Source organism: Dokdonia pacifica (genome assembly GCF_900188275.1).
Taxonomy (GTDB): domain Bacteria; phylum Bacteroidota; class Bacteroidia; order Flavobacteriales; family Flavobacteriaceae; genus Dokdonia; species Dokdonia pacifica.
On the sequence record NZ_FZNY01000001.1, the window covers coordinates 427,853 to 442,110 of the forward strand.

The window sequence follows — 14,258 nt, forward strand, 5'->3', positions numbered from 1 at the left end:
AATGAAAACAACAGTATTCAGCACACATAAATTTGAAGAACCATATCTGGTAAAAGCAAATAATGACAAACACCAATTAAAACTATTGGAAAGTCGTTTGACCAAAGAAACAGCTATTCTCGCAACAGGCTCTGAAGCCGTTAGCCTATTTACAGGTGATGATGCCTCGGCGCATATCGTTGAAAAATTAAGTGCGATTGGTGTTAAATATATCGCCCTACGTTCAGCAGGGTTCAATCACGTTGATTTAGAAAAAGTAGCTGAAATGAATATGAAAGTGGCTCGTGTTCCTGCTTATTCGCCATACGCTATTGCAGAACACACTCTGGCACTCATCTTAGCCCTAAACCGAAAAATAATTAGAGCACACAATAGAGTTAGAGAACAAAATTTCTCACTGAACGGACTCACAGGATTCGACCTAAATGGTAAAACAGTAGGTGTTATTGGAACAGGAAAAATAGGTGCAGTACTTGTAAAAATACTTCATGGTTTGGGTTGTAAGATATTAGCTCAAGATGTTGCTGAAGATAAGAATCTGATAGATTTATATGATGTCATTTATACCAACTGTACCACTATCTGCAAGCAAGCAGATATAATTAGCCTGCACGTTCCATTGATACCATCAACTCAGCACTTAATAGATAAAGAACATATCGCTTTAATGAAAGAAGGAGTTATGCTCATTAACACAAGCCGAGGTGGTCTTGTGGACACCAAGGCGGTTATTGAAGGATTAAAATCTGGTAAGATTGGGTATTTCGGCATCGATGTGTATGAGGAGGAAGAAGGATTGTTTTTTGAAGACCATTCCGAAGATATATTACAAGACGATGTTATCGCACGCTTAATGACATTCCCCAATGTTTTGATTACCAGCCACCAAGCTTTCTTAACTGAAACAGCATTAACAAATATTGCCGAAACAACCATATACAATTTGGACTGTTTTGATAAAGCAGTTCTCTCTGGAAATGAGATATCTGTCAATTAGTTTAAATAATTAAAAACTTAAAAAATGGAAAATATACTCGTACCTACCGATTTCTCTGAAAACTGCACAAAAGCGGCAAATCTTGGCATCAAAATGGCCAAGCTATATGATGCAGAGATACATTTTTTGCACTTAATGACAACACCTGTTGATTGGGTCAAACTAGATAAACTAAAGGAAAAAAGGTATCCCAAAACTGTAAAGGAAATAGGTGTTGCCAAATCCAAGTTACACGAACTGGAAAGAATAGCAGAACGCCAAGGACTTAAGTGTAGAACCTTTCTTCAGTTTGATTCTGGACAGAAAGATATTTTAGAACATTCTGGTCATTTTCATCACGATTTGATCATTACTGGCAGCAGTGGAACTAAAGGTGTTATTAGGGAAATAACAGGAAGCAATGTTGAAAAGATAGTTCGAAAAGCCAATGCGCCCATTATCGTTGTCAAAGAAGAGAACGTTATGTTTCCCTTTAAGGATATTCTATTTGTTTCTTCTTTTGAAGAGGATGTCACACATCCATTTCAAGAGGTTCTATCTATAGCCGAAAAATGCGATGCCAAAATCCATTTTTTACGCATAAATACTGAATCCGACTCTAATAGCATTGCAATGGGATTAAATCCAATCAAGGGTTTTGTGGAGCACTTTCCCGAATTAAAAAGCTTTACAATGAATGTATATAATGAAATGGAAGTCGAAACTGGAATAAACACGTATTTAAAGCATAATAGTGCCGATTTGATTGCAATGTGCACTCATGGGAAAACGGGTTTTCTAAGCCTTTTTTCTAAAAGTATTGCAGAAGGGGTCACCAATCATTCTACACTACCTGTAATGACCATACATCTTTAAAAAACATATTAATATGTCTGATAGATTAAATAGAATTCGAGAAAAATCATTCTTCAAATTACTCTTTGGAAGAACCGCATTACCTGTATTTATAATCTTAGGGATAGCTCTTGTTTATGTTCTATTAATGTCACTAATCGATCATAGTTCTTTTGCATTTCACATAATTATTGCAACGGCAGCATTTATAAAAACTATAGTAATTACAGTGACCACACTAAAACAACTTTCAAAACTGATAGATATTTGCCATTCAGTAAAGGAGTTACTATGGGTTTTCGGGGCGATAGTATTTATTAGTATTTTTTCATTTGCAACGGATTACACCTGTCTTTACCAATTCGATCATACGACATTTGAAGGAATTGCTGTTCATTCAAATTCATACATATTTAATCTGTACCATTTCTTTTACTTCAGTGTAATTACCTTTTCAACTGTTGGATATGGCGATATTACCCCAGTTTCCGAAGTAGCGAGATTTGTTGTTATGCTCGAAATATTTTTAAGCTTTTTACTAATCGTTTTTGCTTTGGCAAATATCAAAAAAATACACCTTAATGAATGATATAAATATTATAAAAGCAAGTGGAGAGGAAGTCCCTTTTCAAATCGAAAAATTGATAAGTTCGTTGCAAAGAGCAGGCGCTGATAGAGTAATAATTGATCAAATAGTAGAAAATATTGAAGGCACACTTTATAATGGAATTACCACAAAAAAAATCTATGAGATGGCATTTAAAATGCTTAAGAGTAAATCTCGTGTAAGTGCTTCAAAATACAAGCTAAAAAAGGCGATAATGGAATTAGGTCCATCAGGATTTCCTTTTGAAAAATTTGTCGGTAAGATTTTAGAGATGGAAGGCTTTAGTACAAACGTGGGAGTTATTGTTCAAGGTAATTGTGTACAGCACGAAGTTGATGTAATCGCCGAAAAAGAAAACAAACACTATATGATTGAATGCAAATACCATAGCGACCAAGGTAGGTTTTGTAATGTAAAAATCCCATTATATATCCATTCACGGTTTTTGGACGTAGAAAAGCAATGGGAACACCAAAAAGGTCACGAGGCTAAACTTCATAAAGGAGGTGTGTACACCAATACGCGTTTCACAACCGATGCCATTCAGTACGGGAAATGTGTTGGTATGCTTATGAGCAGTTGGGATTATCCAAGAGGAAATGGTCTTAAAGACAGAATAGATAAATCTGGGCTACATCCCTTAACCGCTTTAACAACACTTACCAAAGCTGAAAAAACAAAATTATTAGATGAAGGCATCGTACTCTGCAAAGAGCTTCACGAAAGCCCGAAGCTCTTGGAAAAAATAGGAATTGATAATAAAAGACACAAAAAGATTTTAGAAGATTCAGAAAAATTATGTTCAGTACATCAATAAAAACAATGCAACAATCAATAATTCTAAATAAAAAATCAAATGAAAAAAGAAGATTCACAACAACAGAATCAATTAGATTTTGAGCCGTTTTACGAAGCTCTCGAAGAGGACCCGAAATTGCTTGACGAGGCCATAGAAATTCTATTGGATATGGTTGAGTTAGAAACTAACTCTATTAAGAAGGTAGCACTTTATATTAAAGAGGATTCACGAAATCTATATAATGAGATAACAAAATTATATAAACTGAGCCAAAACAAAGGGAATACATCGTCCTGCTGCGGCGGAATTAATAATTAACATAATTATGAAAAGCAATAAAATTAACATCCACTTTTTGGGAGCGGCAGGAACAGTAACCGGCTCAAAATATCTGGTAGATACAGGAGATAGAAAGATACTGATAGACTGCGGACTTTTTCAGGGGCTGAAAGAATTACGCCTTAAAAACTGGGAGTATCCACCCGTTAATGTTGTCGATATTGATGCTGTTTTGCTTACACACGGCCATATGGACCACACCGGATATCTACCAAGATTGGTAAAACAAGGTTTTAATGGTCCCATCTATGGTACCAATCCCACATTAGATATAGCAAAAATAATATTGAACGATAGTGCTAAAATACAAGAACAGGAAGCCGAACGTGCCAACAAAGAAGGCTATTCCAAACACAATCCAGCTGAACCGCTTTACGATTTAAAGGATGTAGAAAAAACTATCCCACATTTTAAAGGAATACCCCAATCCCAATGGATTCAATTATTTGATGGCATCAGGGCTAGATTTCAATACAACGGACATATTCTAGGAGCTACGTCCATTGATTTGGACGTACATGGAAAACGCTTCGTTTTTTCAGGTGATATAGGTAGAACAAACGATTTACTATTGTATCCACCTTTGAAACCAAAAAAGGCCGATGTATTATTCATAGAATCGACATACGGAGGAAGGTTTCATCCTGATGAAGTGGAAGCCATTCCACAGATTGAAAAATTAGTCAACGACACCATAAATCGAGGCGGCAGTCTATTTATCCCCAGTTTTTCGGTAGAGCGTGCACAACTAATGATGCTCATTTTTTGGAGATTACTCAAGGAGAACAAAATACCCAAAGTACAAATGATTATGGACAGTCCAATGGGAGCCAATGTTTTGGAGTTGTTTCATCGTACTAGGGATTGGCACAAATTGGAAGAGCATGAATGTGATGAGATGTGTTCTTATTTCACGGTTGTTAGTAGTTATCGTGAAACAATGGAATTAAGAACAGATAACAAACCAAAAATCGTGATTGCAGGAAGCGGAATGCTCACAGGGGGAAGAATGCTAAACTATCTTGAAACACAGGCACAAAATCCAAATAACACCTTACTTTTTGTAGGCTATCAAGCTGAAGGCACACGTGGCAGAAAATTATTGGAAGGTGAAAAAGAACTAAAAGTATATGGAAAATGGGTGCCGTTTAAAATGCAAGTAGCAGAAATTGAAGGGCTTTCGGCACACGCAGACCACGCAGAGCTTATGGACTGGATGGACAATATAAAAAACAAACCCGAACGTATTTTCATTGTACACGGTGAAAAAGAGAGTGCAGAAGCATTGCAAAAAGGCATCAAGGAAACTTATGGGTGGGATGCAGAAATTCCGCAATTATACACCATCGAAGTAATAGAATAAATCACAACAATCAAAAAAAATATGGACACACACTCAAACATATTAAAATATAAACATCTCGGAATCTATACCCAAAACGAAAATGTAGTGTATATGCGCGAAGATTGCCACGTCTGTATTTCAGAAGGGTTTGAGGCACTTACCCGAATAAGAATATCCAATGCAAATACATCAATCGTAGCAAGTCTTAATGTCCTGAATTCTGATATTCTGTTGCCTAATGAAATCGGACTATCAGATGCTGCCGCGAAAAAACTCAATGTTTCCCCAAACGATACATTATATGTTTCCCATTTAGAGCCTATTGAATCCTTAAGCCACGTCAGGGCAAAAATCTATAACAAAAAACTGGATTATAAGGCCTATAACAACATCATAACCGATATCGTGGAAGGCGATTATTCCAACATCCACCTTTCGGCATTTATTACTGCCTGTGCTGGCGACCGAATGGATATTGATGAAATATCCGACCTAACGAAAGCAATGATTGCTTCCGGAAAGCAACTGAACTGGAACAAGGATATCGTGGTCGACAAACATTGCATCGGCGGATTGCCTGGCAATAGGACAACACCATTGGTAGTTGCCATTGTTGCCGCGTATGGGCTTACTATGCCAAAAACATCCTCACGGGCAATCACTTCGCCAGCTGGCACAGCAGATACAATGGAAGTACTGACCAATGTTACGCTCTCTTCCGAGGAAATAAAGACCGTAGTAGAAAAAGAAGGCGGATGTTTTGTTTGGGGCGGTACAGCGCAGTTAAGTCCTGCCGATGATGTGCTGATTAAAATAGAAAAAGCCTTGGATATTGATAGCGAAGGGCAACTCATCGCTTCAGTACTCTCTAAAAAAGCTGCGGCAGGTTCCACACACGTGGTCATTGATATTCCCGTGGGAGAAACCGCGAAGGTTCGTAGTACCGAAATGGCAGAAAAACTAAAAAATCATATGGAAACCGTTGGAAAGGCTGTTGGGCTGAATGTGAAAGTAGTTAGTACAGATGGCACACAGCCCGTTGGAAGAGGCATTGGCCCCACTTTAGAAGCCATCGATATACTAAAAGTTTTGAAAAATGAGGCAGATGCACCTAAAGACTTAACAGAAAGAGCATTGCTTTTAGCCGCTGAACTATTAGAACTTTCTGGAAAAGTAGAAAATGGAAAGGGACAGGAAACCGCACATAAAATTCTCAAATCTGGAAAAGCATATGAAAAATTCATAGCCATTTGTAAGGCGCAAGGTCAATTTTCAAAACCAGTTTTAGCACCTTATAAAATTGAAATTAAAGCTGAAAAGTCAGGCGTTTTGCAACGAATTGATAACCGTAAAATTGCAAAACTCGCCAAGCTTTCGGGAGCACCCCAATCTATATCCGCAGGGATTCTTTTAAACATCCATTTGGGAGAACAGGTTGAAGAGGGCCAATTGCTATATACCATATATGCTGAATCCAAAGGCGAACTTAACTATGCCTTGGAATATAAAAACAATCATAACGACATCATAACTATAATTTAAAAAACTATGAAAACAATATTATTCAGTCTTCCCGGAAATGAAGAACTCACAGAACTAATGGCTACAAAAATGGATGCTGAAGTGGGCAAAGCCACTTTGCGTAATTTTCCAGATGGGGAATCGTACACACGCATATTATCTGATGTTAAAGATAAATGTGTGGTACTGGTATGCACCTTGCACGAACCAGACGAGAAACTGTTGCCACTATATTTTTTAAGCCACACAGCCAAATCATTAGGAGCTATGTGTACCTGTTTGGTAGCACCCTATTTGGCATATATGCGGCAGGACAAAGTTTTTAACGAAGGCGAAGGTGTAACTTCTGGATTTTTCGGAAAATTGATTTCAGGTTTTGCCGATAGCATTACCACGGTTGACCCTCACTTGCACAGAATTAGTTCGTTGGGAGAAGTGTATCAAATTCTAAATAAAGTGATTCACGCTGCCGACGCGATTTCAGAATGGATTAAAGAAAATATCGAAAACCCAGTACTTATTGGGCCTGATTCGGAAAGTGAACAATGGGTTTCAGAAGTCGCCAAAAATGCAGGAGCACCATTTACGGTATTACAAAAGGTGCGTCACGGTGACCGTGATGTAGAAGTCTCTGTTCCCGATGTGGATAAGTACAAGAATGCCACACCTATTTTAGTAGATGACATTATTTCCACAGCCCGAACAATGATTGAAACCGTACAACATCTTAAAAAAGCAGGAATGAAACCGCCTATTTGTGTAGGCATTCACGCCGTTTTTTCAGGAAACGCCTATCAAGATTTATTGGATTCCGGAGTAGAAAAAATTGTAACTTGTAATACCATACCACACTCTTCAAATGGAATAGATTTAAGTGATATTATGGCAAAAGAGGTAAAAAAATTAATGCACCATATATGAGAAAACAAGGCTTTATAGTACTAATCACTTTATTCAGCATCACAATGACTGGACAAACTGAAATGCTTATTGGGCAGATTTCAGGTAGAGTTGTTGTTCGAGAAAATTTTGATGAAGAAGGCTCTTTTTTAAACAAACAAACTTTTGAAGCTGGTGAAACAATAAAGAAAAATGAATATTATGAAATTAAGGTGGTTACAGAATTGTTTGATAAGAACAAAAAGTCTACAGATAAATATACAACAACATATCGCTGTAGGCCTAATGAAGCAAGTGTAATGGTTATGGCTTTTCCGTTTTCTAATCCAAAATCAAAGGAGACTGAAATTAATACCACCTCTGAAAAATTTAAAGAGCTCTATGATTTGAATAACCTTGAAGATATAGAATTGGAAATGACTTTTGACTCGGGCTTATTGAATTTTTTTGGTTCAAAAAGCATCATAAAGATTTACAACCGAACATTAGAGGACAACGAAAACAATATTAATTCAAAAATCAATATTAAGGCCTATGCCTGGGGAATTCGCATTAAGCAACTCAACTATACTGTCAATGAAAAAATAAATGGTAAAGGCTTACTGACCTTTCAGAAATTTACAGAGGAAGATAATAGTTATTTTACAATGACTTATAAATAGAACGAAAATGAACAACTACGACACACTTTCAGAAGCAATTAACGATTTGCAGGCAAATGGTTATACATACGATTTTAACCTAAAACCTGAATGTTTGGAGTGTGCTTCACTAAAAATTGAAATACACCCGGAAGATTTTGAAGTGGATAAAACCTATCGCTTTGAAGGCATGAGCAGTACCGATGATAATAGTGTGCTTTATGCTATTTCATCAAAAAATGGGATTAAAGGACTTTTGGTAGATGCCTATGGCGTCTATGCCGAAAACATTTCGGAAGCTATGAGAAAAAAATTACGATAACACTTAAACAAGACAATAATGGAAAATCACGAACATCACAATCACGAAGAAATGGACCATTCTAAAATGGACCATTCAAAGAAGAAACACAAAAAAGAAGACCACTCTAAAATGAATCATGGAGATGGAGACCATTCAGGTCATAATCCGGGACACGGTCAAATGGGTCACGACCATCATAAAATGATGATTGCAGACTTTAGAAAACGGTTTTGGGTAACACTTGTGCTTACCATTCCCATATTGTTTTTCTCGCCAATGATTCAGAAATTTTTTGGTTATGAATTTTTACTTCCAGGAAATCCATATATCCTTTTTGCACTTTCCACTGTTGTATATTTTTATGGTGGTTGGCCATTTTTAAAAGGGTTTTGGTCTGAAGTCAAAAAAGGTGCACCAGGAATGATGACCTTGATTTCTATGGCAATTTCTGTAGCTTATTTTTATAGTACTGCTACCGTTTTTGGTTTAAGAGGTGAAGACTTTTTCTGGGAACTATCAACACTTATAGCCATAATGTTGCTTGGCCATTGGATAGAAATGAAAAGTGTGTTAGGTGCGTCAAAAGCCTTACAGTTGTTGGTGAGTATGATGCCTGCAGAAGCGCATAGGGTAAAAGGCGACACCATAGAAGACATCCCTCTCGAAGATTTACTGAAGGATGATGTGATTTTGGTAAAACCAGGTGAAAAAGTTCCAGCTGACGGAATAATAGTAGACGGTTCCAGTTACCTAAATGAATCTATGCTCACAGGTGAATCTAAACCTGTAAAAAAAGATGAAAACGATAAGGTTATTGGTGGTTCGGTAAATGGCAATAGTACCTTAAAAGTAAAGGTTGAACATACTGGAAAAGATAGCTACCTCAACAAAGTCATCAAGATGGTAGAGGAAGCACAAAAAACCAAATCCAAAATGCAAAACCTTTCAGACAGGGCTGCAAAATGGTTAACCTATATCGCTTTGGCTATTGGTTTTGGAACATTAGCAGTATGGTTGATTTTAGGCTTTCCGTTTGTCTATGCTTTAGAAAGAATGGTTACCGTTATGGTTATTGCCTGTCCGCATGCACTTGGTCTTGCTATTCCATTGGTGGTTGCGATTTCTACGGCAGTATCTGCTCAAAATGGATTGCTTATCCGAAATAGAACTGCGTTTGAAGAATCCAGAAAAATTTCAGCTTTGCTTTTTGATAAAACAGGAACATTAACCAAAGGTGATTTTGGTGTTACCAGAATAGAATCTGTACATCCGTCTTATTCATCAGAAGAAATTTTAAGACTTTCAAGTGCATTGGAACAAAGTTCTGAACACCCAATAGCTGTTGGGATTATCAAAAAAGTTAAGGAAAATAAGGTTGCAATTCCAAATCCAGAAAATTTTAATGCTATTACAGGCAAAGGTGTAGAAGCCATTGTAGAAGGTAAGCAAGTTAAGGTAGTAAGTCCTGGTTATTTAAGGGATGAAAAAATAGATATCCCAAAAGATGCCTATAGTGATGCTGCGGAAACTGTGGTATTTGTTTTAATTGATGGTGAATTGGCAGGTTGTATTGCGCTTGCTGATGAAATAAGACCAGAATCTGCTGAAGCTATCAAAATATTTAAAAAGAATAATATTAAAGTTTTGATGGCAACTGGGGATAACGAAAAAACAGCCAAAGCTGTTAGCGAAAAACTTGGTTTAGATGGTTATTACGCTGAAGTGTTACCGCATCAAAAGGTAGAAATAGTTGAAGAACTTCAAATAAAAGGAGAGTTTGTTGCTATGACAGGTGATGGAGTTAATGATGCACCTGCACTAGCTAGAGCTGATGTTGGTATTGCTGTTGGTTCTGGTACTGATGTAGCTGCTGAAACGGCTGATATTATTCTGGTAAACAGCAATCCTCAGGACATTGCCAACTTAATTTTATTTGGAAAGGCTACCTACAATAAAATGATTCAGAATTTAATATGGGCTACAGGTTATAATGTTGTAGCCATCCCTTTAGCAGCTGGTGTACTATATTCTTCAGGCTTTGTTTTAGGACCTGCAGTAGGTGCGGTATTTATGAGTTTGAGTACGATTATAGTGGCAATTAATGCGCAATTATTAAAGCGAAAAATCGGCAAAAAATAATGAATAAGAGAGAAAAACTCAACAGGATATCTTTAATCTTGTTGAGTTTATTTGTAGTAATGTTGGGCTATGGTATTTTGTTGCCAACCCTTCCCTACTATACCGAAAGATTAGCACTAAAAGACAATCTCGACACCGACCTTATTAATTTTCACATTGGTCTGCTCACGAGTATCTATCCTTTTTTCCAACTACTATTCGTAGTGGTATGGGGAAAGCTATCGGACAAATATGGTCGTAAACCCATAATTATTATTGGTTTGATTGGATTTGTAATCATGCAATTACTAACAGGTCTTGCTACATCCTTGACCATGCTATATACTGCACGTATTTTTGGAGGAATATTTACTTCTTCTGTTATCCCAGTTAGCAATGCATATTTAAGTGATATTACATCCGAAAAACGAAGAACTAAAGTTATGGCATGGTCCGGAGTTGCCATAAGCACTGGTGTTATCTTTGGTCCCGTCATAGGAGGTTTATTATCTCAAACAGATATACATTTAGAATATTCCCTTGGACTACTGCATCTAGACCGATTTTCAGTACCATTCCTTTTTGCTTCGCTGTTAGGATTCATAGTTTTACTAATTATATCAAAATGGTTAAAAAATACAGCAAAAGTAATTAAGTTTAATACAGAGAAACGAAGCTTACGGTTTTCATTTAGTAAATACTTCATCATTATTTTAATGATTTCTTTTGTGATGCAGTTTGTCGTCACACTATTTGAAACTGTGTTTTCCATTTATGGTAAAGACGAGTTGGCATTTAATAGTAACCAAGTCGGTATCGGCTTCATGATTTGTGGATCAGTAATGGCAATTTTACAGCCTGTCTTTGCCAGTTATGGGGAAAAGGTTTTATCTGCTAAAAAGCAAATCATTTTAGGATTACTCATTTCAGGAATTTCATTGATTGCCTTTCCTTTTTTCAAAAACGAGTTTTTAGTGTACGGATTAATTGTTGTCTTCGCAGCGGGTGGTGCGATGGTAACACCAAACCTACTTTCAGCGGTCTCATTAATATCCCAAGAGAATACTGGTAGAAATATTTCCATACAAAGTTCTACCAATAGCATTGGCCAGATTTTGGGTCCAATTATAGGAACATGGTTAGTTGCTGCTGGTTTTTATTATCCCTTTATTATTGCTGGGTCGGTTATTTTAATTTCAATAGGATTTGTTTTACCCTCAATGAAATTGAAAGATACCTTAACGTGAAATATAAATTTCAAAAAAATCATAATAAGCATTTGATGATTCATAAATCAACAACTCAAAAACAAAAAAATTAGCAAAAAAACTATTAAGTTATGAGAACTCATATTATTTCAACAGGCGGTACGATTGAAGGTCTTGATTATGAAAACCTTAATCAAAAACAAACGACTACAGTTGCAATTGACGATATACTTTCCAACGCCCGAGTTGCATTAAAATATACTATTGAAAAAATTCTGAACAAAGATAGTCGGTTTATTAATGATGATGACAGAGAACTAATAGCCGAAAAAATAAAATCTAATGACTCAGACAAAATATTATTGACTCACGGTACTATTACAATGGTTGAAACGGCTCAGTTTTTAGGCAGGCTTGCCCTCAATAAAACTATTGTACTCACTGGCGCATTTATTTTGGGAACAAAAAAGAATACCGATGCTCCTTTCAATTTGGGCTTTGCTCTTTCTGCGCTTCAGATTCTAGAACCAGGAGTGTATATCGCTATGAACGGAACAATTTTTAATTGGGTTAATGTGAAAAAAAATAATCAGAACAATCGATTTGAATCCATATAAGGTTCGGTATGCACTATGTTTGGAACCTCGATACATTGGACAACTTTTTTCTATCTTTTATTAGATACTGTCATTGTATTGTTTACACTTTACTATTCTACTCGAAAGGATTCTAGCGGATATAAAAGATTTTTTTATCTGGGCATCCTGTTTATAACATACAATATAACAGGTGGGTTCTTACCTATTGAAAATTTTCCAGGACCTTTTATTCTTCAGTATGTCATAACCTATGGTGTTGCCATAGCGCTCTGTGTTTATATCGTTTACTATTTGTACAAGGAATATGATATTGTGGTTTTAAAGTATAATTCTTCTATCCGAAATTTAGCAATTTTAGTCTCGGTAAGTTTTATCATCCTCTTTTTAATTCCATACTTCTACACATCTTCCTTGAAGTCTTCAAGACTGCTTTTTACTATCCCCGCCTCAATTATCGCCTTTTTGTTCTTAGGGATGTTTTATGAGAGAATTTCCAATCCAAGCAATCCAAATGAGTACATCTTACGTCGAAACAAACTATCGATGATTAGCGTGGCAAGTATAGCGCTATTACCTGTATTAACACTTATTGGAGATTATCAATGGTTAACCTTTACAGTTATGAATGCATCTTTCTACGCCATTACAATTATTGAGATAGATAGACACCTTTACTTTTTAGAAAATAAAACCAAAATGTACGAGGTATTTGCAATGAGCAAAGAACAGGCAATTCACTCAGCCGACACAAAAATTATTTATGAAAATCTAACCAGAAGAGAAATAGAGATTACCTTGTCAATTCTCAGTAACCTTAGTTATAAACAAATCGCCAAGGATTTATTCATTGCAGAAAGCACCGTATCCAAACACGCCTCTAACATCTACAAAAAAACTGGTGTAAGAAACAGAAGGCAATTCATTAGTCTCTATCGAAAAAAAACGAAGTAGCATTATTCCTAGCTTGACCACAATTACCGTAGGAATATACGGTTTATTCCGTAGATATCTACGGAATAAAATGTCCTTCTTTCAAAATTATGTTATTACATTTCATTAGTTCTTTAGCTGCCCCTTGTCATAAAAACACCTACTTTTTAAAGTACCTGTTCTACGCATTTGCTAACTAAAGAATTCTAACAACAACTAACCAACCGAAACCAAGACTGCCCACAATATTGTTGGGTATAACTGTATTTATGGCTGCAAATGGATTTAGAAATGTTAGGCAAAAATCTTCTCGTAGCTTTAGACGAGATAAGGCTCGAAAATCTACCGATTTTGGAACAATCCTATCGTTCCATCGAGTTAAGTAGAAATTTGCTTAGTGTTTTTAAAAGAGAAATTTTGGCCAATGATTTTGACAGTGTTGATAAAGAAGTATTCTTCTTCAAAAAAATCAAGCAAATACCGTTAGTTAAACTTATATACTTCTCAGAGATTCATTCTTTTGAAATTCAATTTCCTAAAGCGGACAGAGCTGCCCAGTTAAAATTTGTAAAAAAGAAGATTAACAAATTAAATCGATTTTTCCTTTATAATATTGACTTCGGCCAGTACGTAAAATCTGGGGCAACTCACTTCGATAGAGCCTACTATACCAGAGCCCATCTTAATACTTACCATATTACTACTTCCAAATTCTATTTCCAAGACCCGGATTTTTGTACACCACGAGATATGCTTTTGGGAAAATTCAAGGCGTATATTTCTCTTATCAACTATATGGACCAAAAGAAACATTCTATTAAAAACAGATTGAACGGCAATAACGTGAATATAAAACCTACAGAAAAAATTCCTTGGCCATTCACCAATACGGATTGGGTAGAACTTCTCTATGCATTATCCGCGAATGGAATTGCAAAACAAAAAGGTCTAAGCATTATTAAATTATCTAAAATTTTGCAAGAGGTATTCGACTTTACCCCGAAGGAAATCTATAAAACCTATCAGGACATAAAGAACAGGAAAAATAGCCGGACATTGTTTCTTGACCAGCTAACTACTTCCCTTCTTTCGGAAATGGACAAAAGTGAGGAATAG

At 36.2% G+C, this 14,258-nt stretch carries 15 protein-coding genes; all 15 read left to right on the forward strand.

Features of this window, described 5'->3' with window-relative positions:
* Nucleotide 1 precedes the first annotated feature (1 nt).
* The 15 genes from CHB80_RS01910 (at nucleotide 2) to CHB80_RS01980 (ending at nucleotide 14,258) form a co-directional block, all read left to right on the forward strand.
* Nucleotides 2-997 carry a 2-hydroxyacid dehydrogenase gene (locus CHB80_RS01910; protein WP_089369740.1) on the forward strand — a complete coding sequence of 332 codons (996 nt, stop codon included), beginning with the start codon at nucleotides 2-4 and terminating at the stop codon, nucleotides 995-997.
* 24 nt (nucleotides 998-1,021) lie between these two features.
* A complete protein-coding gene (locus tag CHB80_RS01915) occupies nucleotides 1,022-1,852 on the forward strand; it encodes a universal stress protein (protein ID WP_089369741.1) in 831 nt (276 codons plus the stop codon).
* A 13-nt stretch (nucleotides 1,853-1,865) separates the two neighbouring features.
* Nucleotides 1,866-2,420: an ion channel gene (locus CHB80_RS01920; RefSeq protein ID WP_089369742.1), complete on the forward strand. Its 555-nt coding sequence runs from the start codon at nucleotides 1,866-1,868 to the stop codon at nucleotides 2,418-2,420.
* The gene (locus tag CHB80_RS01925) at nucleotides 2,413-3,255 is read left to right on the forward strand and encodes an ATP cone domain-containing protein (RefSeq protein ID WP_089369743.1); all 843 of its coding nucleotides are present in this window, start codon (nucleotides 2,413-2,415) and stop codon (nucleotides 3,253-3,255) included. The genes CHB80_RS01920 and CHB80_RS01925 overlap by 8 nt, the downstream gene beginning before the upstream one ends.
* A gap of 39 nt (nucleotides 3,256-3,294) precedes the next feature.
* The gene (locus tag CHB80_RS01930) at nucleotides 3,295-3,555 is read left to right on the forward strand and encodes a hypothetical protein (protein WP_089369744.1); all 261 of its coding nucleotides are present in this window, start codon (nucleotides 3,295-3,297) and stop codon (nucleotides 3,553-3,555) included.
* Nucleotides 3,556-3,562: 7 nt separating this feature from the next.
* Nucleotides 3,563-4,939 (forward strand): MBL fold metallo-hydrolase RNA specificity domain-containing protein, encoded by a 1,377-nt coding sequence (locus tag CHB80_RS01935; RefSeq protein WP_089369745.1) that lies wholly within the window; start codon nucleotides 3,563-3,565, stop codon nucleotides 4,937-4,939.
* Nucleotides 4,940-4,960: 21 nt separating this feature from the next.
* Nucleotides 4,961-6,463 (forward strand): thymidine phosphorylase family protein, encoded by a 1,503-nt coding sequence (locus CHB80_RS01940; RefSeq protein WP_089369746.1) that lies wholly within the window; start codon nucleotides 4,961-4,963, stop codon nucleotides 6,461-6,463.
* Between the two features lie 6 nt (nucleotides 6,464-6,469).
* Entirely contained in the window at nucleotides 6,470-7,363 is an 894-nt protein-coding gene (locus CHB80_RS01945; RefSeq protein WP_089369747.1) for a ribose-phosphate pyrophosphokinase, read from the forward strand.
* The gene (locus CHB80_RS01950; protein ID WP_089369748.1) at nucleotides 7,360-8,004 is read left to right on the forward strand and encodes a hypothetical protein; all 645 of its coding nucleotides are present in this window, start codon (nucleotides 7,360-7,362) and stop codon (nucleotides 8,002-8,004) included. The genes CHB80_RS01945 and CHB80_RS01950 overlap by 4 nt, the downstream gene beginning before the upstream one ends.
* Before the next feature lie 7 nt (nucleotides 8,005-8,011).
* On the forward strand, nucleotides 8,012-8,305 hold the full coding sequence (locus CHB80_RS01955; protein ID WP_089369749.1) for a phosphoribosylpyrophosphate synthetase: 294 nt from the start codon (nucleotides 8,012-8,014) through the stop codon (nucleotides 8,303-8,305).
* Nucleotides 8,306-8,323: 18 nt separating this feature from the next.
* Complete coding sequence (locus tag CHB80_RS01960) at nucleotides 8,324-10,426, forward strand: copper-translocating P-type ATPase (RefSeq protein ID WP_089369750.1); 2,103 nt, start codon at nucleotides 8,324-8,326, stop codon at nucleotides 10,424-10,426.
* A complete protein-coding gene (locus CHB80_RS01965; protein WP_089369751.1) occupies nucleotides 10,426-11,652 on the forward strand; it encodes an MFS transporter in 1,227 nt (408 codons plus the stop codon). Before CHB80_RS01960 ends, CHB80_RS01965 begins: the two co-directional genes overlap by 1 nt.
* A gap of 92 nt (nucleotides 11,653-11,744) precedes the next feature.
* Nucleotides 11,745-12,230 carry an asparaginase domain-containing protein gene (locus CHB80_RS01970; protein ID WP_089369752.1) on the forward strand — a complete coding sequence of 162 codons (486 nt, stop codon included), beginning with the start codon at nucleotides 11,745-11,747 and terminating at the stop codon, nucleotides 12,228-12,230.
* 15 nt (nucleotides 12,231-12,245) lie between these two features.
* Entirely contained in the window at nucleotides 12,246-13,163 is a 918-nt protein-coding gene (locus tag CHB80_RS01975; protein WP_089369753.1) for a helix-turn-helix domain-containing protein, read from the forward strand.
* Nucleotides 13,164-13,421: 258 nt separating this feature from the next.
* Nucleotides 13,422-14,258, forward strand: coding sequence for an RteC domain-containing protein (locus CHB80_RS01980; RefSeq protein ID WP_089369754.1), 837 nt, complete (start codon nucleotides 13,422-13,424; stop codon nucleotides 14,256-14,258).

Bases quoted from the DNA above. Each gene is read 5' to 3' on its own strand.
- CHB80_RS01910 (WP_089369740.1), top strand. From the start codon at position 2: ATGAAAACAACAGTATTCAGCACACATAAATTTGAAGAACCATATCTG.
- CHB80_RS01915 (WP_089369741.1), top strand. From the start codon at position 1,022: ATGGAAAATATACTCGTACCTACCGATTTCTCTGAAAACTGCACAAAA.
- CHB80_RS01920 (WP_089369742.1), top strand. From the start codon at position 1,866: ATGTCTGATAGATTAAATAGAATTCGAGAAAAATCATTCTTCAAATTA.
- CHB80_RS01925 (WP_089369743.1), top strand. From the start codon at position 2,413: ATGAATGATATAAATATTATAAAAGCAAGTGGAGAGGAAGTCCCTTTT.
- CHB80_RS01930 (WP_089369744.1), top strand. From the start codon at position 3,295: ATGAAAAAAGAAGATTCACAACAACAGAATCAATTAGATTTTGAGCCG.
- CHB80_RS01935 (WP_089369745.1), top strand. From the start codon at position 3,563: ATGAAAAGCAATAAAATTAACATCCACTTTTTGGGAGCGGCAGGAACA.
- CHB80_RS01940 (WP_089369746.1), top strand. From the start codon at position 4,961: ATGGACACACACTCAAACATATTAAAATATAAACATCTCGGAATCTAT.
- CHB80_RS01945 (WP_089369747.1), top strand. From the start codon at position 6,470: ATGAAAACAATATTATTCAGTCTTCCCGGAAATGAAGAACTCACAGAA.
- CHB80_RS01950 (WP_089369748.1), top strand. From the start codon at position 7,360: ATGAGAAAACAAGGCTTTATAGTACTAATCACTTTATTCAGCATCACA.
- CHB80_RS01955 (WP_089369749.1), top strand. From the start codon at position 8,012: ATGAACAACTACGACACACTTTCAGAAGCAATTAACGATTTGCAGGCA.
- CHB80_RS01960 (WP_089369750.1), top strand. From the start codon at position 8,324: ATGGAAAATCACGAACATCACAATCACGAAGAAATGGACCATTCTAAA.
- CHB80_RS01965 (WP_089369751.1), top strand. From the start codon at position 10,426: ATGAATAAGAGAGAAAAACTCAACAGGATATCTTTAATCTTGTTGAGT.
- CHB80_RS01970 (WP_089369752.1), top strand. From the start codon at position 11,745: ATGAGAACTCATATTATTTCAACAGGCGGTACGATTGAAGGTCTTGAT.
- CHB80_RS01975 (WP_089369753.1), top strand. From the start codon at position 12,246: ATGTTTGGAACCTCGATACATTGGACAACTTTTTTCTATCTTTTATTA.
- CHB80_RS01980 (WP_089369754.1), top strand. From the start codon at position 13,422: ATGGATTTAGAAATGTTAGGCAAAAATCTTCTCGTAGCTTTAGACGAG.